General features: G+C 63.8%; 20 protein-coding genes. 17 read left to right on the forward strand and 3 right to left on the reverse strand.

The features are described 5' to 3' along the window. Window positions 1-11: 11 nt before the first annotated feature. The 14 genes from BR24_RS14080 (at window position 12) to BR24_RS14145 (ending at window position 17,957) form a co-directional block, all read left to right on the forward strand. A complete protein-coding gene (locus BR24_RS14080) occupies window positions 12-1,979 on the forward strand; it encodes a penicillin-binding transpeptidase domain-containing protein (protein WP_496542117.1) in 1,968 nt (655 codons plus the stop codon). Continuing rightward, window positions 1,954-3,459 (forward strand): UDP-N-acetylmuramoyl-L-alanyl-D-glutamate--2,6-diaminopimelate ligase, encoded by a 1,506-nt coding sequence (locus tag BR24_RS14085; RefSeq protein WP_496542191.1) that lies wholly within the window; start codon window positions 1,954-1,956, stop codon window positions 3,457-3,459. The genes BR24_RS14080 and BR24_RS14085 overlap by 26 nt, the downstream gene beginning before the upstream one ends. Beyond that, entirely contained in the window at window positions 3,456-4,820 is a 1,365-nt protein-coding gene (locus BR24_RS14090; RefSeq protein WP_496542118.1) for a UDP-N-acetylmuramoyl-tripeptide--D-alanyl-D-alanine ligase, read from the forward strand. The genes BR24_RS14085 and BR24_RS14090 overlap by 4 nt, the downstream gene beginning before the upstream one ends. Next, the gene (gene mraY / locus BR24_RS14095) at window positions 4,817-5,893 is read left to right on the forward strand and encodes a phospho-N-acetylmuramoyl-pentapeptide-transferase (protein ID WP_496542119.1); all 1,077 of its coding nucleotides are present in this window, start codon (window positions 4,817-4,819) and stop codon (window positions 5,891-5,893) included. The genes BR24_RS14090 and mraY overlap by 4 nt, the downstream gene beginning before the upstream one ends. Before the next feature lie 3 nt (window positions 5,894-5,896). After that, window positions 5,897-7,180, forward strand: coding sequence for a UDP-N-acetylmuramoyl-L-alanine--D-glutamate ligase (gene murD / locus BR24_RS14100; RefSeq protein WP_496542120.1), 1,284 nt, complete (start codon window positions 5,897-5,899; stop codon window positions 7,178-7,180). Further along, window positions 7,181-8,308, forward strand: a complete 1,128-nt coding sequence (gene ftsW / locus BR24_RS14105) for a putative lipid II flippase FtsW (RefSeq protein ID WP_496542121.1) — start codon at window positions 7,181-7,183, stop codon at window positions 8,306-8,308. Then, entirely contained in the window at window positions 8,305-9,387 is a 1,083-nt protein-coding gene (murG, locus tag BR24_RS14110) for an undecaprenyldiphospho-muramoylpentapeptide beta-N-acetylglucosaminyltransferase (protein WP_496542122.1), read from the forward strand. The genes ftsW and murG overlap by 4 nt, the downstream gene beginning before the upstream one ends. 12 nt (window positions 9,388-9,399) lie before the next feature. Then, the gene (murC, locus tag BR24_RS14115; RefSeq protein ID WP_496542123.1) at window positions 9,400-10,830 is read left to right on the forward strand and encodes a UDP-N-acetylmuramate--L-alanine ligase; all 1,431 of its coding nucleotides are present in this window, start codon (window positions 9,400-9,402) and stop codon (window positions 10,828-10,830) included. 2 nt (window positions 10,831-10,832) lie between these two features. Then, window positions 10,833-11,711, forward strand: coding sequence for a UDP-N-acetylmuramate dehydrogenase (gene murB / locus BR24_RS14120; protein ID WP_496542124.1), 879 nt, complete (start codon window positions 10,833-10,835; stop codon window positions 11,709-11,711). Then, window positions 11,708-12,535, forward strand: a complete 828-nt coding sequence (locus tag BR24_RS14125) for a cell division protein FtsQ/DivIB (protein ID WP_496542125.1) — start codon at window positions 11,708-11,710, stop codon at window positions 12,533-12,535. The genes murB and BR24_RS14125 overlap by 4 nt, the downstream gene beginning before the upstream one ends. Before the next feature lie 44 nt (window positions 12,536-12,579). After that, on the forward strand, window positions 12,580-13,815 hold the full coding sequence (gene ftsA, locus BR24_RS14130; RefSeq protein ID WP_496542126.1) for a cell division protein FtsA: 1,236 nt from the start codon (window positions 12,580-12,582) through the stop codon (window positions 13,813-13,815). A 36-nt stretch (window positions 13,816-13,851) separates the two neighbouring features. Continuing rightward, window positions 13,852-15,120: a cell division protein FtsZ gene (ftsZ, locus tag BR24_RS14135; RefSeq protein WP_496542127.1), complete on the forward strand. Its 1,269-nt coding sequence runs from the start codon at window positions 13,852-13,854 to the stop codon at window positions 15,118-15,120. 102 nt (window positions 15,121-15,222) lie between these two features. Next, the gene (locus BR24_RS14140) at window positions 15,223-16,851 is read left to right on the forward strand and encodes a radical SAM protein (protein WP_496542128.1); all 1,629 of its coding nucleotides are present in this window, start codon (window positions 15,223-15,225) and stop codon (window positions 16,849-16,851) included. A gap of 38 nt (window positions 16,852-16,889) precedes the next feature. Beyond that, window positions 16,890-17,957 (forward strand): TRAP transporter substrate-binding protein, encoded by a 1,068-nt coding sequence (locus BR24_RS14145; protein WP_496542129.1) that lies wholly within the window; start codon window positions 16,890-16,892, stop codon window positions 17,955-17,957. On the opposite strand, the gene BR24_RS14150 is transcribed toward BR24_RS14145, so the two are convergent. From BR24_RS14150 to icd, 3 genes are all read right to left on the reverse strand, one after another. Beyond that, window positions 17,936-18,448 (reverse strand): hypothetical protein, encoded by a 513-nt coding sequence (locus BR24_RS14150; protein ID WP_496542130.1) that lies wholly within the window; start codon window positions 18,446-18,448, stop codon window positions 17,936-17,938. The two genes, BR24_RS14145 and BR24_RS14150, sit on opposite strands and share 22 nt — an antisense overlap. A gap of 86 nt (window positions 18,449-18,534) precedes the next feature. Beyond that, the gene (locus BR24_RS14155) at window positions 18,535-19,164 is read right to left on the reverse strand and encodes a LysE family translocator (protein ID WP_496542131.1); all 630 of its coding nucleotides are present in this window, start codon (window positions 19,162-19,164) and stop codon (window positions 18,535-18,537) included. 54 nt (window positions 19,165-19,218) lie between these two features. Beyond that, the gene (icd, locus tag BR24_RS14160) at window positions 19,219-20,358 is read right to left on the reverse strand and encodes an NADP-dependent isocitrate dehydrogenase (RefSeq protein WP_496542132.1); all 1,140 of its coding nucleotides are present in this window, start codon (window positions 20,356-20,358) and stop codon (window positions 19,219-19,221) included. Window positions 20,359-20,496: 138 nt separating this feature from the next. On the opposite strand from icd, the gene BR24_RS14165 reads away from it, so the two are divergent. Genes BR24_RS14165 through BR24_RS14175 form a run of 3 tightly spaced genes read left to right on the forward strand, consistent with a single transcriptional unit; the run spans window position 20,497 to window position 23,354 of the window. Next, entirely contained in the window at window positions 20,497-21,234 is a 738-nt protein-coding gene (locus BR24_RS14165; protein WP_496542133.1) for an SIR2 family NAD-dependent protein deacylase, read from the forward strand. 33 nt (window positions 21,235-21,267) lie between these two features. Beyond that, window positions 21,268-22,653, forward strand: coding sequence for a hypothetical protein (locus tag BR24_RS14170; RefSeq protein WP_496542134.1), 1,386 nt, complete (start codon window positions 21,268-21,270; stop codon window positions 22,651-22,653). After that, window positions 22,650-23,354 (forward strand): hypothetical protein, encoded by a 705-nt coding sequence (locus tag BR24_RS14175; RefSeq protein ID WP_496542135.1) that lies wholly within the window; start codon window positions 22,650-22,652, stop codon window positions 23,352-23,354. Before BR24_RS14170 ends, BR24_RS14175 begins: the two co-directional genes overlap by 4 nt. The last annotated feature ends 72 nt before the right edge of the window (window positions 23,355-23,426 follow it).

Below are 23,426 nucleotides of genomic sequence, written 5' to 3' on the forward strand. Positions count from 1 at the left end.
GGAATTTTTGTATGACTGGACGCAACGGCGCGAAAAAAGAATTCAGCAAGCCGAAGATCATCATCGTCATGGTGCTCTTCGGCCTTGTGCTGTCCGCGCTTTGGGTCCGGGCCGGCTGGGTGCAGCTGCACGAGGGCGAGGCCCTCGAGCGCATGGCGTCCCGCCAGAGCCTCGCCTCCGAACTGGAATTCGGACGACGGGGGCGCATCTTCGACAGAAACGGCACCCTGCTGGCATCCAGCGCCGAGGCGCGCAGCGTCTTCGCCAACCCCCGCAAGGTGCGCGACCCGGAAAAGACCGCCCATCAGCTGAGACGGCTGCTCGGCGTGTCCTTCCCCAGAATCCACAAGCGCCTCGCCTCGGACCGGCAGTTCGTCTGGATCAAGCGGCAGGTCACGGATCGTCAGGCCGCTACCGTGCGCAAGGCCCGAATTCCCGGTGTCCGCATGGCCTCGGAGTTTACCCGGCTCTATCCCAACGGTCCGCTTGCCGGACAGGTGCTCGGATTCACCGGCATCGACGGAAAAGGACTGGAAGGCATTGAGAGCGAGTTCGAGAAACGCCTCGCTCCGGGCAAGGCCCGCTTCGTGGTACAGCGCGACGCATCGGGCCGCAGGCTCTACCTGAACGATCAGGGCGAAGTGGTGGACATCGACGGCCTTGATGTGACCCTGACCATCGACGCCCGCGTGCAGCACGCCGCCGAGGAAGCCCTCTACCGCGCCATTGAGAAGCACGAGGCCAAGGCCGGAATCGTCATCGCGGCCGACGTGAAGAGCGGCGAGATTCTCGCCATGGCAAACTATCCGTTCTTCAACCCGAATATTTACTCCCGCACCCGCCCCGCCGACAGGCGCAACCGCGCGGTGCTGGACCTGTACGAGCCGGGCTCCACCCTCAAGCCCATCCTCTTCGCCGCGGCCATCGAAGAAGGCGTCATCGAGCCCAACACGCTCATCGACTGCGAAAACGGCCGCTGGCGCGTAGGGCGCAAGGTCATCCGCGACCACCACTACGCCCGCTGGCTCCCGGCCCGCAAGGTGCTGCGCTACTCCAGCAACATCGGCTGCGCCAAGATCGGCCAGATGCTCGGCGCGGACGCCTATTACTCATACCTCGTGAAGCTCGGTTTTCTCGAACGGCCCGAAACGAGGCTCCCAGCCATGCGCTCGGGCATGCTGCGTCCACCGGAGAAGTGGACGGAAGTGGATCAGGCGGCCATCTCGTTCGGACAGGGCATCAGCTCGACGGCCCTGCAGCTCATGGAAGCGTACATGTGCATCGCCGCAGGCGGCGAGACCCGCTCCCTGCGTCTGGTGCAGACTCCCGACAGCCCGGCGGCGCGCTCGGGCGAACGCGTTTTCAGCCGCCAGACCGCCGCCACCGTGCTCAAGCTCATGGAAGAAGTGGTGGAAAAGGACGGCACCGGCCGCCGCGCCCGCATCCCCGGCATCGCCATGGCCGGCAAGACCGGAACGGCGCAGAAGGCCGTCCGCGGCGGGTACGGGGACAAGTACATGTCCTCATTTGTGGGCATGGTCCCTGCCGAGGACCCCGAGCTGCTCATCCTCTGCATGGTTGACGAGCCCGAAGGCATCGACTACGGCGGCATCGTGGCCGCGCCGGTGGTCCGCTCCGTGCTTGTGGAGACGCTGGCGCTTCGCGGCCAGCTTCCCGACGCCCACGCCGTCCGACTCGCCCGGAAGAACGCCCCCGGAACCGAGGTGGTCGAGCCTGCCTCGGAGTCCGTGCGCGCCGTGCTTCCGGCTCCCGTAACGCTTGCGCCCGGCACGCGCATCCCCGATGTGAAGGGCATGCCCCTGCGGCGCGCTCTGGAAGTATTTCTGAAAAAAGGCATCGTCCCCACCGTTCGCGGGGACGGCATGACTGTCACCGGCCAGACGCCCGCCCCCGGCGAGCCGTGGCCCGAACCCGAAGAGGAGGCTCGGGATGATGTTTTTGTTCTCCAGCTCTCCTAAACTCGCCAAGGAGCGAACCGGCCTCATGAATTTCGCACAGCTGGCCAAGCTGGTCCGCAAGGGCCTGCCCGTGCATACCGACTCCCGCAACGTCAAGGAAGGGGACTGCTTCGTCGCCATGCCCGGCACCGCCGTGCGCGGCATAGACTTCATACCCATGGCCCTTTACAACGGCGCAAGCTGCATCGTGGCGGCAGAAGCCGACCGCGACGTGGTCGGCCCCGAAGTGGAAGACAAGGCCGCCGTCTGCTACGTCCCCGACACCGCAGAAGCCCTCGGCGAGCTCGCGGCGGAAGCGTTCGGCACCAACGATATCCAGATGAAGACCGTGGGCATCACCGGCACCAACGGCAAGACTACCACCAGCTACATCGTGGAACACCTGCTGTCCGCGTCCGGGCTGATCCCCGGCGTGCTCGGCACGGTCTCCTACCGCTGGCCCGGCTTCTCCGTTGACGCCAAGCTCACCACGCCCGACTGCTGGGCCATCCACGAGCTCATGGCCAACATGGGCCAGGCCGACGTTGACGCCGTGGTCATGGAGGTCTCCTCCCACGCGCTCGAACAGAAGCGCGTAGCCGGCATCGACTTCGACGTGGCCGTGTTCACCAACCTCACGCAGGACCATCTGGACTACCACGGCAGCATGGAACGCTACTTCGAGTCCAAGGCGAAACTCTTCACCGAGCTGCCCGCCGAAGGCAAGTGCTGCGTCATCAACCATGACGATCATTACGGACGTCGCCTGCTGGGCATATGCGAGAACGCCGTGGGCTACGGCCTCGGCGAGCCCGTGCAGGACACTCCAAGCCTGTGCGGCCGCATCAAGGAGAGCACGGTCAAGGGGCTGGTGCTCGAATGTTCATGGAAAGGCAAGAGCTGGGAAATCCGCTCTCCCCTCGTGGGCGAACACAACGCGCTGAACCTGTTGGCGGCGCAGGCCGTGGGCCTCTGCCTCGGTCTCGGCTGCAGGGACTTTCGCAAACTCGACGACTTCAAGGGCGTCCCGGGACGGCTCGAGCGCGTGGAGAACGAACAGGACCTCGACATTTTCATCGACTACGCCCACACGCCCGACGCGCTGATAAACGTGCAGAAGACGCTCAAGGCGCTGGATTTCAGCCGCCTTGTCACGGTCTTCGGCTGCGGCGGCGACCGCGACAGGACCAAGCGCCCGCTCATGGCGGAAGCCGTGGCCCGCTTCGCCGACGTTGCCGTACTCACCTCCGACAACCCACGCACCGAAGACCCCGAAGCCATCATGCGCGACGCCGAGCCCGGCCTTGAAGGCTGCCCGCACATCATCCGCGAGGCGGACCGCACCGAAGCCATCCGCAAGGCCATCCTCGAAATGCGTGACGGAGACGTGCTGCTCATCGCGGGCAAAGGGCACGAGAACTATCAGGAAATTGGCACCGAACGCATCGACTATCACGACAGCCACGCGGTTCTGGCCGCCATTGCGGAGGCGAAGCAGTGAGACTGACCCTTGCCGACATAGAACAGTGCCTCGGCATCGGCGCCGACGTGACCGACACTCCAGTGACCGGCGTGTGCACCGACTCCCGCACCGTGCAGAAGGGCGATCTGTTCGTCTGCATCGAGGGCGAACACTTCGACGGGCACGAATTCGCGGCCAAGGCCGCCGAAGCCGGAGCCTGCGCCGTGATCGCCTCCCGCATGCTGGAACTTCGCGACACCCCCGTCTTCATGGTCCGCGACACCGTGAACGCGCTGGGCAGAATCGCCTCGTGCTGGCGTGAAAAATGCGAGGCCAAGCTCGTAGCCGTCACCGGCTCCGCAGGCAAGACCACCATCAAGGAACTGCTCGCGCTGGCTTGCTCCAACCGCTACCGGGTCGCCAAGAACTACCGCAACCTCAACAACCAGATCGGCCTGCCGCTCTCCATGCTGCGCGCCTCCAGCGACGAGGACCTCTGGATCATGGAGCTGGGCATCAGCCAGCCCGGGGACATGGACGAGCTGGGCATCGTCGCCCGCCCCGACGTGGCCGTCATCTCCAACGTCGGCCCCGCGCACCTTGAGGGCCTCGGCGACATCTCCGGCGTGGCGGAGGCCAAGGCCGCGCTGCTCAAATACCTGCGCGACGGCGGCGAGGCCATCGTGAGCAACGACTACTTCGAGCTCTGGGAAGCCGCCACCAAGATCACCCCCTCGCCCACCAGCTTTTCCACTCTGGCAGGAAAGACCGGCTTCACATGCAGCTTCCTCGGCGCGGGACCGGAAGGCGACGGCCGCTTCCGGCTGACAACGCCGGACGAGGAGCACGAATTTCAGGCCCCGGTCTGCGGCGACCACATCGCGGAGAACCTCGCGGCGGTGGCCGCCGCATGTCACGCGCTGGACGTCCCGGCCGAAGACGTGGTCTGGGCGGCCCAGCACTTCAAAGCCGACGCGCAACGCTTCTGCACCCGTCAGGCAGGCTGTTTCACCATCATCGACGACACGTACAACGCCAACCCGCTTTCCATGCGCCGCTCCATCGAGACTGCCCGCTGCATCGCGGCGGACCGCCCCCTCGTGCTCGTGCTCGGCGACATGCGCGAGCTCGGCCCCGGCGCGAACGCGGCGCACGAGGAACTCGGACGGCTCATTGCCGAGACCTCCCCGGCCGCCGTGTTCTGGCGCGGCGAACACGGCCCGGATGTAAAGCGCGGCTTTGCCGGACTTTCCGACATTGACGACACCGAAGGACTCCTCGCGCAGTGGAGCACCCTCGGCCTGACGGACGCGGTGGTCCTCTTCAAGGGTTCCCGCTCCATGAACATGGAAGAATTTTCCCGCGCCCTCGCGGCCAAACTGGAAGGAGACGCGGCATGATTTTCAATCTTCTCTACCCGCTCAGCACGGAAATCGGCGTATTCAACGTCTTCCGCTACATCACCTTCCGTTCGGTCTGGGCGCTGCTCACCGCGCTGATCATTTCCATCGTGTTCGGTCCCATGATGATCCGCTGGCTGCAGCGCATCAAGTGCGGCCAGTCCATCCAGAGCGAGGTGGCGGCCCACAAGTGCAAGCAGGGCACCCCCACCATGGGCGGCGTCATGATCATCTTCAGCGTGCTCGTCAGCACCCTGTTCTGGGCAGACCTCACCAACCACTATGTGTGGCTGGCGCTGCTGGTCTTCACCGGCTTCGGCGCGGTCGGCTTCGCGGACGACTACATCAAGGTGGTCAAGAAGCGGAACCTCGGACTTTCGGCCAAGGCGAAATTCTTCGGCCAACTGCTCGTGGCGGGCGCGGCCATCGCCATACTCATTCACGAACCCACCTACTCCACCAAGCTGGCGGTGCCCTTCTTCAAGGACATCACCCCGGACCTCGGCTGGTTCTACCTGCCCTTCGCCGTGGTGGTCATGGTTGGCGCGAGCAACGCGGTGAACCTCACGGACGGCCTGGACGGCCTCGCCATAGGCCCCATGGTGGTAGCCATGGCCTGCTTCGCCATCTTCGTCTACATCTCGGGCCACGCGGCCTTTGCGGAATACCTCTCCGTTCCGCTGCTTCCGGGCATCGGCGAGGTGACGGTCTTCTGCGGCGCCATGGTGGGAGCCGGACTCGGCTTCCTCTGGTTCAACGCCTACCCCGCGCAGGTCTTCATGGGCGACGTGGGATCGCTCGCCCTCGGCGGCGCGCTGGGCTTCGTGGCGGTACTCGCCAAGCAGGAGCTGCTGCTTATCATCGTCGGCGGCGTCTTCGTCTTCGAGACCCTCTCGGTCATCCTGCAGGTGGGCTACTTCAAGATGACGGGCGGCAAGCGCATATTCCGCATGGCTCCCCTGCACCATCATTTCGAACTCAAGGGGATTCCGGAATCCAAGATCATCATCCGGTTCTGGATCTTCTCCATACTGATGGCGCTCACCGCGCTGTCCACACTCAAGCTGAGGTAGGCCATGACGAAGATCGACCTCACACAACTCGAAGGCATCCGGGCCGTGGTCGTGGGCGCACAGCGCTCCGGCCTGGCCGCCGCGCGCTTTCTGGCCGCGCACGGTGCGCGGGTCAGCCTGCTGGACCGCCGCGAGGACCTCGACCTTTCCGGTGAGAAGCTCGACGGCGTTGAAGTCGTCCTCGGACCGCACACTGCGGAAATGTTCGAAGGCGCGGACCTCGTGGTCCCATCCCCGGGTGCGGACGTCCGCAGGATCGAGGCCATGGCGGCGGTTCCGGCAGAGCGGATCATCGCGGAGATGGAGCTTGGCTTCGCCAACACCGACATCCCCGTGCTGGCGGTGACCGGCACCAACGGCAAGACCACCACCACGCTCCTGTGCAAGGCCATGCTCGAGGCGGGCGGCAGGAAAGCCTTCGCCGGCGGCAACCTCGGCACTCCCCTCACGGAATTTCTGCTCGAAGACGGCGAGGCGGACGTGCTGGTTCTGGAGATATCCAGTTTCCAGCTCATGCACTGCCGCGATTTCAGGCCCGCCGCCGCCATCATGCTCAACTTCTCGGGCAACCATCTGGACTGGCACGAGAGCATCGAGGAATACCTCGACGCCAAGCTGCGGCTGTTCGCCAACCAGACACCCGACGATGTCGCCGTGCTTGGTGACTCCCTGCGCGAGTTGCTGGCCGACCGCGAGTTCACCGAGGCCGAGACAGTCTGGTCACAGTGCACCGAACGCTTCCAGTCCCCGACTCTGCCGGGTGAACACAACTGCGCCAACGCGGAGGCCGCGTGGCAGGCGGTGAAACATTTCGGCGTGAGCATCGAACAGGCCACGAAGGCCGTCAGAGAATTTCCGGCCCAGCCCCACCGCATCGAGATCGTGGGCGAGAAAGGTGGCGTGACCTTTGTCAACGACACCAAGGCCACGACCTTCGAGGCTGTGGCCGCGGCAGTGAAGACATTCCGCAAACGCCCGGTGCGACTGCTCATGGGCGGCGTATACAAGGGCGGCGACATGGACGCCCTGACAAAAGCGCTGGAGGGCCGCGTGATTCGCGTGGGCCTTTTCGGCGGCTCGCGCGACGTATTCGAGAAGCCCCTGTCCCGCTACTTCGACGTAACCTGGGACAGAACGCTCGAGAAAGCCGTGAAACGCCAGTATTCCTCCGCATCCCGCGGGGACGTGATACTGCTCTCCCCCGGCACGTCGAGCTTTGATCAGTACACGAACTACACGGCGCGCGGCGAGGACTTCCGCCGCATCTTCGAGGAGCTGGAGGGCTAGATGAACCGCAAGCTGAACGCTCGAAAACCCGCCCCGAACAACGGGGACATGGACCGCTGGCTGCTGACCTCGGTCATGTTGCTCGTGGGCTTCGGGCTGATCATGGTGCTGTCTTCCAGCGGCATCATGGCCGAGCGTTTTCATGCGGACAAATATTTCTATTTCAAGAAACAGGCGATGTTCGCGGCGGGCGGTCTCCTCGCCATGTACGCCGCAAGCCGTATCCCCCGCAGGATGATCTACGGTCTGACCTACTTCTGGGTGTTCGCCGTTGCGGTGCTGCTGGTCCTTTGCGGGCTGACCCCGCTCGGCGTGAGCGCGGGCGGCGCGTCCCGCTGGCTTTCCATGGGGCCGATCAACATTCAGCCCATGGAATTCGCCAAGCCCGCGCTGGTGATCTACCTCGCCTATTTCTTCGCCAGAAAGCAGGACAAGGTGAAGCATTTCTCCATCGGCTTCCTGCCGCCCTTCGTGGTCACCGGTCTGTTCTGCCTGCTGCTCATGACGCAGCCGGACTTCGGTGGCGCGGTGTTCCTCGCGGCCATCCTGTTCTTCATGTGCATGGTTGGCGGCACCCGCCTGAGCTATCTGGTTATGGCCGGTGCCTTCGGCGCGTTCGCGGGCTGGCAGCTCATCGCCTCCTCCCCGTACCGGCTCAAGCGCTGGACCGCGTTCCTCGACCCGTTCGCCAGTGCCCAGAACGAGGGATACCAGCTCGTCCAGTCCCTTTACGCCTTCGGCTCCGGCGGCCTGACCGGTCAGGGGCTTGGCGCGGGAAAGCAGAAACTGTTCTTCCTGCCCGAAGCGCACAACGACTTCATCATGGCCGTGGCCGGCGAGGAGCTCGGTTTCATCGGCCTGAGCCTGTTCTTCATACTGGTGGGCTTCTTCCTGTTCCGCGCCTTCCGCGTGGCCCTGCGACAGGAAGACCTTCAGGACCGCTTCACGGCGTTCGGCATGACCCTGATTCTCGCGCTCGGCTTCGTGCTCAACCTTGCCGTGGTGCTCGGGACCGTGCCGCCCAAGGGCGTGGCCATGCCCTTCATCAGCTACGGCGGCTCCAGCATGCTCGCATCCCTGCTGTGCGCGGGAATGCTGCTCAATATTTCACGGGAGGCCTCGAAATGACGCTCTCCCGACTCGTGATCACCACCGGCGGCACCGGAGGCCACATCTTCCCCGCGCTTGCCGTGGCGCATGAAGCCAGACGACGCAACCCCTCCTGCTCCGTGCTGTTCCTCGGCGGCTCCGGTCCCGAACGCGAGTTGGCGGGAAAAGCCGACATCGAGTTCCGAGAGCTGCCCGCCAAAGGCGTCATGGGGCGCGGCCTAAAAGGCATCCTCGGCGGCATCGGCTGGCTCGGAAAGGGGTTAACCCGCGCCATGGGCGAGTTGCGCCGTTTCCGGCCCGAAGCGGTCATCGGTTTCGGCGGCTACGCCGGATTCTGTCCCGTGCTTGCGGCATGGCTCCTGCGCACCCCGACTGCGGTTCACGAGCAGAACAGCTACCCCGGCGTGACCAACAGGACGCTGGGCCGCTTCGTGAGACGGGTTTTTCTGTCCTTCGAGGACACCGCGGGCATGTTCCCCGCCGCCAAGACGCGGTTGGTGGGCAATCCGGTCCGCGAGACGATTTTCAAGGCGCGCGAAGACGACGCCGAACGCCCGGGACGGCACCTGCTGGTCCTCGGCGGCAGTCAGGGGGCGACCCCGCTGAACAACGCCGTTGTCGCGGCGCTTCCCGCCCTGCTGGAATCGGGGATTACCCTGACGCATCAGGCGGGACGACAGGATGAGGAACGCGTGCGCGCGGCCTATGCGGATGCAGGGGCCGACCCGCGGAGCGTAAAGGGATTCATTGAGGACATGCCCGACGCCTACCGCCGGGCCGACCTGGTTCTGGCACGGGCCGGAGCCTCCACCGTCTTCGAGCTGGCGGCCGCGGGCAAGCCCTCGGCGCTGGTCCCCTTTCCGCACGCGACGCACGATCACCAGACCGCCAACGCCCGCGCTCTCGAAGCGGCGGGAGGCAGCGTGGTGGTCCCCCAGCCCGATCTGGAACAGGGCTGGCTGAAACACAACATTGAATCGATGTTCGACTCCGAACGGCTGACCGAAATGGGCCGCAGGGCCGCCGGTTTCGCAAAGCCGGACGCGGCGTCGAACATCGTGGACGGACTCGAGGCGATCGCCTCGGGCCGCAGATAATCGGGAGACGACATGGCAGCAGCACAGGGACCCACGCTGAACTACCGGGGCGAGAGTTGCCCCGCCCTTCAGGCCAGAGTGAACACCATCCACATGGTGGGCATCGGCGGTTCGGGCATGAACGGCATCGCCGAAGTACTCATCAACATGGGCTTCACGGTCACGGGCTCGGACCTCTCGGCCGGACCGGCCGTGCGCAGACTCCAGCAGCTGGGCGCGCAGGTCTACATCGGCCACGGCGAGGACAACGTGCGCGACGTGGACGTGCTGGTGAAGTCCACCGCCATCCCGGACGACAACCCGGAGCTGGTCAAGGCCCGTGAGCTTGGCGTCCCCATCATCCCCCGCGCGGAAATGCTGGCCGAACTGATGCGCCTTCGCACCGGTATCGCCGTGGCCGGAACGCACGGCAAGACCACCACGACCTCCCTGTTGGCCACCATCTTCACCGAGGCGGGGCTCGACCCCACCGTCATCATCGGCGGCAGGCTGAACACTTACGGCGCCAACGCGCGCCTCGGCGACGGCGATCACCTCATAGCCGAGGCCGACGAGTCCGACGGCTCCTTCCTGTTTCTGCCCCCGGTCATCACCGTGGTCACCAACGTGGATGAGGACCACCTCGACTTCTACGACGGGATTGAGGCCATCGACGACTCCTTCACGGATTTCATGAACAAGATCCCGTTCTACGGCATGAACGTGGTCTGCGGTGACGACTCCGGAGTGCAGCGCCTGCTGCCGCACATCAAGCGCCCCTGCATGACCTACGGGCTGAACAAGGACAACCGCCTGCGCGGCGAGATCATCACTTCGCATCTGCGCAGCATGTTCCGCGTCTATCTCGACGGCGAACTCTGGGGCGAAGCCACCGTGGCACAGCCCGGCCGGCACAACGTGCTCAACGCGCTGGGCGCCATCGGCGTCGCCATCGAGGCGGGACTGGACAAAGACGATATCCTGCGCGGCCTCTCCAACTTCGGCGGCGTCGGGCGGCGCTTCGAGCGCAAGGGCGAACGCAAGGGCGTGCTCGTGGTGGACGATTACGGCCATCACCCCGCGGAAGTGGTCGCCAACCTCGAAACCGCCAAGGCCTGTTACCCGGACCGCCGGTTGATCGTGGCTTTCCAGCCGCACCGTTTCACCCGCACGCAGGCCCTGTTCGGCGACTTCTGCAAGGCTTTCGACGCAGCCGACATGCTGCTGCTGACGGAGATCTATCCTGCCTCCGAGTCGCCCATCCCCGGCGTGAACGGCCTGTCCCTCGCGCAGGGCATCAAGCAGGTCAGCGATGTGAAGGTTCGCTTTTTCCCGGACTTCGGGGCCATTGAGAAAGAACTGCCCCGAATCCTTCAGCCCGGCGACCTGCTCATGACACAGGGCGCAGGGTCCATCTGGACCGTGGGCGAGAACTGGCTCAACGAGCAGGAAGACGAGGAATAGCAATGGCACTGGGCATCCGGCGGCACATCTCTCTGAGCGACCTCACCACCCTGAGAATGGGCGGCGAGGCCGCATGCGAACTCACCGTGCGCGGCGAGACCGATTTCGACGAGCTCTCGGACTTCCTCATGCGGGAGACCGTGCGCCCCTTCGTCATCGGCAAGGGAAGCAACCTGCTCGCCGCCGGAGACGTCTCGGACCTGGCCCTCGTGCGCATCGAGTCTCCGGCCTCGCCGGAACAGGTCGGACGCGACGGCGAAGCGGTCATATTCCGCGCCGGAGCGGGACTGCGCCTGCCCGCCCTCCTCGGCTGGGCCTTCAAATCCGGCCTCACCGGCATGGAAGGCCTTTCGGGCATCCCCGGAACCGTCGGCGGGGCGGTTGCCATGAACGCCGGTTCGTACGGCATCGACATGGCGCAGGTGGTTCGCCGGGTACGCGTCTGGACGCCCACTGAAGGCGTTGAATGGATCGACTCGGCAGACTGCTCATGGGGCTACCGCAGCTTCTGTCCCGGCCGCATCTCCCGCTTCATGATCCATGAGGTGGAGTTCGGTCTCACGGAGTCCACGCCGGAAAAGGTCAAGGCCGCCATGAACGCCACCATGGACAAGAAGAAGGCCGGACAGCCCATTGCCGCCTGGACCGCCGGGTGCGTCTTCAAGAACCCCGAAGGCCACAGCGCGGGCAGGCTGCTCGATCAGGCCGGCTTCAAGGGCCGGGAGCACGGCGGATGCCGCTTCTCCCCAATGCACGCGAATTTTCTTGAGAACACGGGCGAAGGCACCGCTCGCGAAGCCGTCGAGCTCATCGAGGCGGCCCGCGAGGAAGTGGCGAAGCGATTCGAAGTGAAGCTGGAAACGGAGGTCATCATCATATGAGCACCATCACGCTCGGCAAGAATCGCCCCAGACTGGGCGGCAAAACAGTCAACAAACGCCGCAGGCAGCGTACACGTCAGCCCGCTTCGGGCATTGGCGCGTTCCGTCTGGTCCGCAACACGCTGTTCACGCTCATGGCGCTGGGCGGGCTGGCCGTTCTCGGCGCGGGGCTGCTCTACGGCTATCGCTGGGTGACTTCCAGCCCGTATTTCGGCCTTGGCGAAGTGGTCATAAGCGGCAACCAGCATCTGACTCGCGGCGACCTCATGGCGCTGGGCGACGTTGAGCTAGGCGAAAACTGCGTTGACCTGAACGTCTCGGAAGTGGAGCGGCTCATTTCCAACAGCCCGTGGATCGAATCGGCCACAGTACGGCGCGAGCTTCCGGGCAGACTCATCGTAAACGTGACCGAGCGCAAGCCCGCCTTCTGGACAGTGCAGGACGGCACACTGAGCTTTGCCGACGCCGAAGGCCGCGTCATCGCTCCGGCCGCGCCCGGCGAGTACGCCTCCATGCCGATGCTGCGCACAGGCAAGAACGTGCAGGGCGGCGAAGCGCTGCAGGGATTCGTGAATTTCGTCGGATCGGGCCGTGCCCCGTTCGACATGACGCAGGTGGCATGGGTGCGGGTGCTCCCGAGCCACCAGATCGAGGCCCGGCTGGACACTGTCGGGGTGAACGTGGTGCTGGACATGGACCACTGGGAGACCCAGCTGGCCCGCATCAACACCGCATGGCGCGACCTCGCGCGCCGCGGCGAGTTTTCGAGGGTCGCATCGGTGCAGGCCACCGGCGACAAAGTATGGGTGAGACTGCGCGGATAATCCCGCGCCGCAATGAATAGACAGGGAAGAAAGGAGACATTTCCATGGCCAGAAACGACCTGATCGTCGGCCTTGATGTCGGGACCACCAAAATCTGCGTCGTCGTGGGTGAGGGCACCCCGGATGGCGGCGTGGACATCATCGGCATCGGCACCGCCCCGTCCACGGGACTGCGCCGAGGCGTGGTGGTCAACATCGAAAAGACGGTGCAGTGCATCAAGAAGGCGCTCGAAGAGGCCGAGCTGATGGCGGGCTGCGACATCCGCTCGGTGTACGCGGGCATCGCGGGCAGCCATATTCAGGGCTTCAACAGCCACGGAGTCATCGCCGTCAAGGGCGGCGAAGTCACTCAGCGCGACGTTGACCGCGTCATCGAGGCCGCCAAGGCCATCGCCATCCCCATGGACCGGGAAGTGCTGCACACCCTGCCGCAGGAATTCATCGTGGACGACCAGCGCGGCATCGCCGATCCGCTGGGCATGGCGGGCGTGCGGCTCGAGGTGAAGGTGCACATCGTCACCGGCGCCGTGACTTCGGCCCAGAACATCATCCGAAGCTGCAACCGCTCGGGGCTGGACGTCTCCAACATCGTCCTTGAGTCGCTGGCGTCCAGCAAGGCCGTGCTCTCCCCCGAGGAGCGGGAGATCGGCGTGGCGCTGGTGGACATCGGCGGCGGCACCACCGATCTGGCCATCTTCAACAAGGACAGCATCAAGCATACCTCGGTGCTGGCCCTCGGCGGCCACAACCTCACCAACGACATCGCCTACGGCCTGCGCACCCCCATGGTGTCGGCCGAGAAGATCAAGCTCCACCACGGCTGCGCCATGAGCGATCTGGTCACCACCGACGAGATCATCGAGGTTCCCAGCGTGGGCGGACGCGAATCCCGCACCATGAGCAAGCGTGTTCTGGCCGAGATTTGCGAACCCCGCTGCGAGGAGATTCTCGCCCTCGTGGATCAGGAGCTGATCAAGTCCGGCTACAAGAACATGATCGCCGCGGGCGTTGTGCTCACCGGCGGCACCTGCCTCATCGACGGGATGCAGGAGCTGGCCGAACAGATTTTCGACCTTCCGGTCCGCATCGGCTATCCGAGCGGAATCGGCGGGCTCGTCGAGGAAGTGAACAGTCCCAAGTACGCCACTGCAGTCGGGCTTCTGATGCACGGCGCGGGTGAAGAGAGCGGACCGCGGCAGCGGGCGTTCAAGATCCGCGACGAGTCGGGCTTCGACCGCATTCTGGGCAGGATGCGCAAGTGGTTCACGGACATCGCGTAACGGGAAGAACAGGGAAACTCAGGGAAGGAGGACACAATGGAATACTTTGAAATCGAACACGACACCAACGCGAAAATCAAGGTCGTCGGCTGCGGCGGCGGTGGCGGAAACGCTGTCAACAACATGATCCAGTCCGCGCTCAAGGGCGTGAAATTCATCGTTGCCAACACCGACTCGCAGGACATCCACAAATCGCTGGCCGAACACAAGATCCAGATGGGCGAAAAGCTCACCAAGGGCCTCGGCGCCGGGGCGAATCCGGACATCGGGCGTGAAGCCGCACAGGAATCCGTGGACCAGATCCGCGCCTCTCTCGAAGGCGCAGACATGGTCTTCATCACCGCAGGCATGGGCGGCGGCACCGGCACCGGCTCCGCGCCCGTCGTCGCCGAGATCGCCCGTGAAATGGGCGCGCTCACCGTTGGCGTCGTGACCAAGCCTTTCTACTTCGAAGGACGCCGCCGCCTCGGTTCCGCCGAAAAGGGCATCAAGGCCCTGTCCGAAGTGGTGGACTCCATCATCACCATCCCCAACGACCGCCTGCTGCAGCTCGCCGCCAAGAAGGCCGCGTTCGCCGACATGCTCAAGCAGGCCGATGAAGTGCTCTACTATGCGGTCAAGGGCATCGCCGACCTCATCACCGTGCACGGCCTGATCAACCTCGACTTCGCGGACGTGAAGGCCGCCATGGCAAGCTCCGGCATGGCGCTCATGGGTACCGGCATCTCCTCCGGCGAAGGACGCGCCAAGGAAGCGGCCATGAAGGCCATCACCAGCCCGCTGCTGGAAGACGTGTCCATCGAGGGCGCCAAGGGCGTGCTCATCAACATCACCTGCGGCCCGGACATGCTCATCGACGAGGTCTCCGAAGCCGCCGACATCATTTACAAGGAAGCCCACGAAGACGCCGAAATCTTCTTCGGTACGGTTTTCGACCCCGACGCGGGCGACGAAATGCGCATCACCGTGATCGCCACCGGCATCCAACAGGTCATGGAAGAACCCGAGCCGCAGATGTCCAAGGCCGACCAGCAGAAGATGATGCTGCTCGGACCCCGGGGCATGTCCCGCGGACAGAGCCAGGAACAGACCGCACGCTCCGGCATGCGCGAAGGCCATCGCCGCGTCGTCGAAGAGAACCGCAACATCCCGGCCTACCTGCGCAAGGGCGCCGCTGCCGCCGAGGAACCCGCTCCGCAGCAGCAGGTCTCCCGCCGCGCCGTGGCCGGCCCGGGTGAAGAGGAGTTCATCTTCGAGGAAGACGATTTCGACGTCCCCGCATTCATCCGCAGAAACGCGGACTAACGGAGGCGTCCATGAGGAATTTGCCAGACCGCGCCTTGGCGGGCGGAGGGATTCGCCATAGCTGACGCAAAGCGACACCTGTTTTACGGCCGGGAGGAGCCTTTGGCTCCAGACCACGGCGGTCGGCTGCCCACGGCCATCGTGGTGCCCGGAGGCGAGGCGCTGGCAGTGTCGACCCTCGGCTGGCAGGCCGTCTACCGCCTCCTTGCGGAGGAACCGCTCATGGCGGTTGAGCGCGTGTTTCCGGACAAGACCGGACACGGCCCGGACGGCGGCGAGCCTGTATCGAGGGAGGCATCCCACCCACTATCCTCATTCCCTGTCCTTGCCTTCAGCGTGACTTATGAGGAGGACTATCTCCTCCTCGCGCGCACTCTGGAGGCCTCGGGCGTTCCGCCGCTTGCGGCGGAACGCCCGGACTTCCCTCTGGTTCTCGCGGGCGGGCCTCCCGCCTTCCTGAACCCGGCGCCCATCGCGCCGTTCGTGGATCTCTTCTGGGTGGGAGAGGCAAACGAAGACCACCTGCAACTGCTTCTGGACCTGCGTGATCACATCTTCGCGGGCGGGAGCAAGTCCGACTTTCTGGAGGCGGTCAAGGACCGTCCCGGCGTCTATGTTCCGGGCAGCTCGACGACACCCGTGCGCCGAGTGGTTTCAGCTCTCGGCAGCGCGCTCCCCGATCCTGCGTGGTCCTGCTTCGTCAGCCCCACCGCCACCTTCAAGGACACCCTGCTGCTGGAAGTGAACCGCGGCTGTCCCTACGGCTGCCGTTTCTGTGCCGCAGGCTACATCTACCGTCCCCCCCGTCACGCCGACATCGACGTCATGAAGGACGTGGTGGAACGCACCAACCCGCTCAAGGTGGGACTCGTGGGCACCGCGCTCACGGACTGGCCCGACCTGTTGCCGTTCCTGAAATGGCTCAAGGAACGCAAGACCAAATTTTCCCTGTCGTCCATGCGCGCGGACGGCATCACCGAGGAACTGCTGGTGTTCCTGCGCCAGTGTGGCATCCGCACCATAACCCTCGCCCTAGAGGGGGCCAGCGAACGGCTGCGGAACATGGCGAGCAAGAAGCTCGATCCCGACGACTTTCTCAAAGCCGTCCGGTTGTGCGCCCGTTACGGGGTGAACCACCTCAAGAGCTACATCATCGTAGGCTGGCCCGGCGAGACCGACGAAGACTACGACGAGCTTGCCGACTTCATGCAGCGGATCATCGACATCCGCGCCGAGGAGCCCGGCGGTCGCAAGAAATCCTACATGCGCATGACGCTGGGGGCGAGCTGCCTCGTCCCCAAACCGTGGACGCCCTTCCAGTGGGCTCCCATGGCCTCCGAAGAACAGCTGGACCGCCGCCTGAAACAGCTCAGGAAGATCGTCAAGCCCTACAAGGGGCTCACGCTCACCCACGACAGCCCTTTTCAGGCCCGGCTTCAGGGGCTGCTGGCCCGGGGTGACGAACGCGTCGCCGAGTTCATCATGCTCGCCGCAAAGCACGGCGGCTGGAAAAAAGCCCTCAAACGCTGGGACGGTGACCCGTCGGTGTATCTCGACCGCGTGCGCGCCGACGACGAGCCCTTTCCCTGGGAATGCGTGGACATAGGCGTCCGGCGCTCGTTCATGCTGCGGGAGTGGCATCAGGCGCAGAAAGCCGTGGTCACCCCCGGCTGTCCCGGCATTGCCTGCGGTGACTGCAAACGCTGCGGCATGCAGGACTTCACCTCCTAATAATTGTCCCTGCCGCCGCTTTTTGCTAAATCTGCGGCATGAAACGCAGAGAATTCTTTGCTGGCGCTGGGGCGCTTACCCTTGCGGCCTGCACTCCCTTGTCCGATAATGATCGGAAAAACATCCGCTGGCGCATGGCTACGGCATGGCCCAGAAACCTGCCAGTGATGCACGAGGGGGCACGCCTCTTTGCGGAGCGGGTTCACCAACTCAGTCAGGGGCAACTGGAGATAGAACTCCACGCCGCCGGTGAGCTCATGGGCGCGCTCGACGTCTTCGACGCCGCCTCGCAGAACGAGATACAGTGCTACCATGCCGCCTCCTACTACTGGGATGAAATCGAGCCGGCCACGGCGTGGTTTTCGTCGGTGCCCTTCGGCATGAACGCCGAGGGTTGCATGGCGTGGCTTCTCGGCGACGAGGGCCTCTCTCTCTGGCAGGACATCTATCGACGCTTCAGCATCGTCCCCTTCCCCATGGGAGCCACGGGCATGCAGATGGGCGGCTGGTTCAAAGCCCCCCTTGAAGAGCCTGCCGACCTTCTCGGGCTGCGAATCCGGATGCCAGGACTCGGCGGGCGAATCTACGAAAAGCTCGGCGCAAAGACTATCCTGCTTCCCCCTTCCGAGCTTGTTCCGGCCATGCAGGCGGACTTGCTGGACGCGACTGACTGGATAGGCCCGCACATCGATACGGAACTGGGCCTCGACAAGGTGGCCTCGCACTACTACTACCCCGGCTGGCACGAGCCTGCCGGAATCCTGGAACTGGGCATCAACAGCCACGCCTACGACGCACTGCCTCAGCACCTCAAGGCCATCGTCAGGAGTTGCGCCGCCGAAGTGTCCCAGCACATGGAAGCCAGTCTTGCGGTGCTCAACGGGCGAGCCATCCATAAGCTCCGGAATACGCCGGGAATCACGGTGGCCCCATTCCCGCCCAAGCTGCTCGAGCTGTTTCACAGGATAGCCGACGAGACAGTGGAGAATGAAGCGGGCAAAAGCGTGCGAGCAAGGCGGGTGAACGAAAGCTACAAGCGGTTCATGGCCCGCTGGCTGGAATGGGGAAGGATGGCGAATCTGGGCTACTTCGACCTGATGCGCTGACGTCGGCCGCGCTTGCCCGGCATGAATGATGTCCGCAGAAAGGAAGGACTCAGAAAGACGAGGGGATTGCGGACCACGGCATCAGGCAGGATATGATACCATCGGTAGCCGAGCGACCGGAAAAACGTCTCGGCCTTCTCACGAGCTCCCACATCCTCGGCGGCACGCAGGGCAGCGTCCCGCTGACAACGTGATCTGGCCACGGTCTCCAGAATGCGTTCGCTGACGCCGTAACGCACGAACATCCGCCGCAGCCTGCGGTACTCCCGGTTCCGGGAGATGCCGTCCGCACCAGCGAAAAAAGCCACCACCAGCCAGAACACCGCCCACAGGCAGACCGCTCCGCCGAGACGAAACTCACCCCCGGCCTCCAGCGTGAATCCGCAGACCGTGAGCACCACCGCAATGCACAGCGATACGAGCGCCGTGGCGTGCGGCCACGGAGCGGCGAGCAGATAGCGCAAGGAAGCGTCAAGTTCGGCACGTCGCATGATCGTTTTTCCCCGTCCTTTCGATCAGCCCCTAACCGCAGCCGGTGCGGGCGTCAAGAAAAGTCGAGCTCCGGGGGCTGAAAACTCTAGACGTCGGAGAGGGCCAGCGTCACGCCCAGCCCCACCAGAACGGTCCCGGCGGTTCTGTTGAGGGCGCGCTCCATCTTCGGTCCCGTGCGAAGGCGCTCCCCAACCGCACCGCTGAAGACAGCAACCGCGGCGAACACGGAAAAGGACACGAGCATGAACACGGCCCCGAGCAGGATCATCTGAAACACCACCGGGCCGCGGTTCGGGTCCGTGAACTGGGGCAGGAACGCCAGAAAGAACAGTGCCACCTTCGGGTTGAGCACGTTGGCCACGATGGACTGGCGGAAGATGGTCGCCGTGGGAATCTCGCGTCTGTCACCGCCCATCGCACCAGCAGTGGCCGCGCTGCGGAACATCTTCACCCCGAGGTAGACGAGGTAGGCGGCCCCCGCGAGCTTGATGGCGGTGAAGGCCGCGGCAGAGGCAGCCAGCACTGCGGAAACGCCGAACGCGGCAAAGAGCGTGTGAACGATCACGCCCAGATTGAATCCGGCAGCGGCGCACAGGCCCGCCTTTCTGCCCTGCGATATGCCGCGAGCCAGAACATAGAGGATGTCCGGCCCAGGGGTGAGCGCCAGAACGAACACGGCTCCGGCGAAAAGCGCGAGTTGGGATAGCTCCATCATGATGAAAGAATGACCGCCGCGAACCCATGCGGCTCGCGGCGGTCATTTCATGATCTAGATTCCTGACAGGATGATCTCGCCGAACTCGCGGCAGCCGACCTGCTCGGCACCGGGAATCTGGGAAGCCAGATCCACCGTGACCTTGCGTGCGGCCAGCGCCTTCTCCACGGAACCGCGAACCAGCTCGGCGGCTTCGCCGAAGCCGGCGTGATCCAGCAGCATGGCACCGGACAGGATGAGGCTGCCGGGGTTGGCCATGTCCTTGCCTGCGATGGTGGGAGCCGTGCCGTGCGTCGCTTCGAACATGGCGAGGGTGTCGCCCATGTTCACGCCCGGGGCCAGTCCCAGTCCGCCGACCTGCGCGGCCAGCGCATCAGAAATGTAATCGCCGTTGAGGTTGCTGGTGGCGACCACGGAATACTGTTCGGGGCGCATGAGGCACTCCTGGAACATGGCGTCCGCGATGCGGTCCTTGACCACGACCTTGCCTTCTTCGCCTTCCTTGACGCAGGTCCCGGCAAATTCCTGCTCGGCAACTTCATAGCCCCACGCCCGGAACGCGCCTTCGGTGGTCTTCATGATGTTGCCCTTGTGCACCAGCGTCACGGACTCGCGGCCTTCGCGAGCGGCAAACTCGATGGCCCGGCGCACGAGGCGCTTGCTGCCGTTCTCGGTCATGGGCTTGATGCCCACGCCAGCGCCCGGATCCACGTCCGCGCCCAGCTCGTCGCGCAGGAACGCGATGAGCTTTTTGGCTTCCGCGCTGCCGGAGGCGTACTCGATGCCCGCGTACACGTCTTCGGTGTTTTCCCGGAAAACGACCATATCCACGCGCTCGGGGTGCTTCACCGGGGACTCGATACCCGGGAAGTGCCGCACGGGACGAATGCAGGCGTAGAGGTCGAAAGCCTGCCGCATGGTCACGTTCAGGCTGCGGAACCCTTTGCCTACCGGGGTTCCCAGCGGGCCTTTCATGGCCAACTCGGCCTTTGCCAGCGCGTCCATGGTGGTCTGGGGAAGATATTCGCCGGTTTCGGCAAACGCCTTTTCGCCCGCGAGCAGTTCGACCCATTCGAGGGACTTGTTTCCGCCGTAGGCCTTGTCCATGGCCGCATCAAGTACAGGACGGGCCGAAGCCCACACCTCGGGGCCGATGCCGTCGCCTTCTATGAAATATACCGTGCGCTGCGTCAAAGCATCCTCCACGCGTCAGAATGTTTCTTCGATATTTAACAAAAACGAGAAGCGAAACATACTCAGGTCGTTTCCCGTTTGCAAGTCTTCTTAAAAATGTCGATTGATTTGGGATATGCGGTGAGATAGCGTAGAAAAATGATCGCCAGCATCGAAACAGTGAGAGCGCTCGTGGACGGCGCGGAGCGCATCGTGGTCCTTACCGGCGCGGGAATCTCCGCGGAATCCGGAGTGCCCACGTTCCGCGGCCCGGACGGAGTGTGGAACGGCCTGCGCGCCGAAGAACTCGCGCACCCCGAAGCCTTTGCGCGGGACCCGCAGAAGATATGGGACTTCTACAACTGGCGGCGGGACATGCTGCGCCAGTGCCGCCCCAACCCCGCCCACGAGGTACTGGCCGCCATGGAGGCCAACACGCCCTCGTTCAACCTCATCACCCAGAACGTGGATGGACTGCATCAGCTTTCCGGCAGCGACAGCGTGCTCGAATTGCACGGCAACATCTGGCGCGTGCGGTGCACCCAGTGCACTTTCAAAACGCACGACCACGACGTACTCCCCCCCCTCCCCAAATGTCCCGGCTGCAACGCGCTGCTGCGCCCGGACGTGGTCTGGTTCGGCGAACAGCTCGACCCCGGCACCCTGCACTCGTCCGTAGAAGCAGCCGCCAATGCGGACATCCTCATGGTGGTCGGCACTTCCGGCCTCGTCCAGCCCGCCGCATCCCTCGCGGACCTCGCGACGCGGCACGGGGCCGTCACGGTGGAGGTAAACCTCGAGCCGACACCCAACACAGGCTTCATGGACTTCGCCCTCCACGGCAAAGCAGGGGAAATCCTGCCCAGGCTCATGCTCCAACCTTTGCTTATAGGGTAGACACTATAACGAAAACCCGGTATCGGTTAGCCCATGAAATCGATGCCGCCACTGCTTCCGGTCCAACAAGCGCACCCCGGACGACTGACCCAGAGCTTCATCTCCGCCGTGGTCTTCATGGGCGTGTGGACCATCTCGTCCAACTGTCTGGGCCTTCATTGCCATCAGACCAAGCCCTACTTCACACAGGCTCTGCTCTGGTGGCCCAACTACTTTGCCCCGCTCCTGCTCGGCTTTCCCGACAACGGCTTCTGGACGGTCTTCATCACGGCGACCTTCATCGCCCTCATCACGACCCTCTTTTTATCGGTCATTCTATACGACCTCCGGCGCTGGCGCAACGCGGAGCAACTGCAGGAAGCCCCCCGGACGTTCACTCTGTACCTGTCGGAGAACGCGGGCGGCATCATGACCTCGCTGGGAATCCTCGGCACCTTTCTGGGGCTGGCCCTCGGCACGAGCGCGGTTGAGTTGTCCGAATCCCCTGAAAAAGTGCAGTTTCTGAGTCAGCATTTTCAGGAAATAAAAAAGCTCATGCTGACACTCTCCCTCGCCTTCTGGTCCAGCGTGGCCGGCATCAGCGGAGCCATCGGTGTCAAGATTTTCAAAGGGTTATTCAACAATTTTGCCGACCAGCCCACAGACATGATCAGCGTGATGGACACGCATTCGAGCGCGGTCTGCACCAAACTCGACTCCATCGACACCAGCATCAAGGGGCAGAAGATCATTCCGGCACAGGAAATCGCCGAGGCCATATCGCGCGAGTTGCGGAGCGAATTCGCGCACCACTTCTCCATGTTGGATCAGGCGACCGCTGATTGCGGAGCCGCGGCGAAAGAATGTGCCACGGCAATGCGGGCAAGCACCCAAACTTTCTGCGACACGATGCGGGAGCAGGCTTCGATCACGCAAAACACAATTCGCTCCGAGCTGAATATTATGCAGGATAAATTCGACAAGATCGCGGTCAACATGGACTCCGCCGTCAAAACCAGCCACGAGACGCTTGTCCTCTCGCGCAGTGATTACAAGCAGCTGCACGAGGAGGCGAAAAAGATCAACGCACAGCTCAAGGCCACGACAGAGAGCTACGACCAGCTGCGCAAGGAAGTCGAAGACACGGCCATGAAGTTGCAACGGATGGTCCGCAACTACCGCAAAGCCCACAACTATGATCGCGAGCTCAGGGACGCCTTCCGCAAGATGGGAAACATCCCCGCAGAGATGGACCGCCTGCACGGTGCGCTTGCGGTTCGCATGGAACGGCAGGAGAACACAATGAGACGGCACGGGTACGACCCGGGCGCGGATCTGGAGAAAATTCTCTCCGCCATTGACAAAAACGACATTGTGGGACTGGAGGCGCTGCTCCAGCGTCTGCTGCAGCACCTGAAAGAGGCGAAGGAGAGCAAATGAAGCCTGCGGAAGACCACTGGGTAGCCCTTTGCGACCTTTTCGGCGGGCTCACCGCTTTTTTCGTTTTCACCGCCGTGGGCGTCGCCACCGCGGCAGGGGTGGTCATTGCGGGCATGGACCTCGAATACGGCTCCAGAGAGCGAACGGAGGCCAACTCGACCATCACCATCACCTACGGCAGCGGGACGAACTTCGGTCACAATCGCTTCGCGCCTGCCGACAAACGGAAACTGCTGTCCATCTGCTCCATGATCCCCGAGCGCTACAGAGAACTCCGGGCCTCCATGGTCGCGTTCATAGGACACGCCTCCTGCCGGATGGACGATGACAGGGACAGGATCGCCAGACGCAAGCTCGACTCCTACGACAACAACAGCACGCTCTACTTCGAGGACTTTGCCACCAACGCGGAACTGTCGGCGCGCCGGGCCATGGCAATCTACAATTTTTGTCTCTGCGAAACCGAAGAACCTGTGCGCCAGTGGTTTCTGGACCACCAGGACCGCATCGTGGTGGAGGGCCGCTCCGAGCTGGAGGCCGGTCTCGACCTTTCCGACGGCGAGCCCTACTGCAAGGACCGGCAGCGCCCGTATGCCGATGAACGAAAATATCGCCGCGTGGACATCCAATTTCTGACCGGACCGGTCGCCAACAAACCTCCCAAAGCGGTTCACGGACACCTTCAAGGGGGGTCCGAGTAAACCAATCGGAAACATTCACCTGCATTCATTCCGCATTTCGAAACGCGCAACCGCCCCCACTTCCCGATCAAT

This window comes from Pseudodesulfovibrio halophilus DSM 5663 (assembly GCF_059568665.1).

What these genes read in the sequence shown, in the direction of transcription:
- BR24_RS14080 (WP_496542117.1), top strand. Translation starts at nt 12, where the DNA reads ATGACTGGACGCAACGGCGCGAAAAAAGAATTCAGCAAGCCGAAGATC.
- BR24_RS14085 (WP_496542191.1), top strand. Translation starts at nt 1,954, where the DNA reads ATGTTTTTGTTCTCCAGCTCTCCTAAACTCGCCAAGGAGCGAACCGGC.
- mraY (WP_496542119.1), top strand. Translation starts at nt 4,817, where the DNA reads ATGATTTTCAATCTTCTCTACCCGCTCAGCACGGAAATCGGCGTATTC.
- murD (WP_496542120.1), top strand. Translation starts at nt 5,897, where the DNA reads ATGACGAAGATCGACCTCACACAACTCGAAGGCATCCGGGCCGTGGTC.
- ftsW (WP_496542121.1), top strand. Translation starts at nt 7,181, where the DNA reads ATGAACCGCAAGCTGAACGCTCGAAAACCCGCCCCGAACAACGGGGAC.
- murG (WP_496542122.1), top strand. Translation starts at nt 8,305, where the DNA reads ATGACGCTCTCCCGACTCGTGATCACCACCGGCGGCACCGGAGGCCAC.
- murC (WP_496542123.1), top strand. Translation starts at nt 9,400, where the DNA reads ATGGCAGCAGCACAGGGACCCACGCTGAACTACCGGGGCGAGAGTTGC.
- murB (WP_496542124.1), top strand. Translation starts at nt 10,833, where the DNA reads ATGGCACTGGGCATCCGGCGGCACATCTCTCTGAGCGACCTCACCACC.
- BR24_RS14125 (WP_496542125.1), top strand. Translation starts at nt 11,708, where the DNA reads ATGAGCACCATCACGCTCGGCAAGAATCGCCCCAGACTGGGCGGCAAA.
- ftsA (WP_496542126.1), top strand. Translation starts at nt 12,580, where the DNA reads ATGGCCAGAAACGACCTGATCGTCGGCCTTGATGTCGGGACCACCAAA.
- ftsZ (WP_496542127.1), top strand. Translation starts at nt 13,852, where the DNA reads ATGGAATACTTTGAAATCGAACACGACACCAACGCGAAAATCAAGGTC.
- BR24_RS14145 (WP_496542129.1), top strand. Translation starts at nt 16,890, where the DNA reads ATGAAACGCAGAGAATTCTTTGCTGGCGCTGGGGCGCTTACCCTTGCG.
- BR24_RS14150 (WP_496542130.1), bottom strand. Translation starts at nt 18,448, where the DNA reads ATGCGACGTGCCGAACTTGACGCTTCCTTGCGCTATCTGCTCGCCGCT.
- BR24_RS14155 (WP_496542131.1), bottom strand. Translation starts at nt 19,164, where the DNA reads ATGATGGAGCTATCCCAACTCGCGCTTTTCGCCGGAGCCGTGTTCGTT.
- BR24_RS14165 (WP_496542133.1), top strand. Translation starts at nt 20,497, where the DNA reads ATGATCGCCAGCATCGAAACAGTGAGAGCGCTCGTGGACGGCGCGGAG.
- BR24_RS14170 (WP_496542134.1), top strand. Translation starts at nt 21,268, where the DNA reads ATGAAATCGATGCCGCCACTGCTTCCGGTCCAACAAGCGCACCCCGGA.
- BR24_RS14175 (WP_496542135.1), top strand. Translation starts at nt 22,650, where the DNA reads ATGAAGCCTGCGGAAGACCACTGGGTAGCCCTTTGCGACCTTTTCGGC.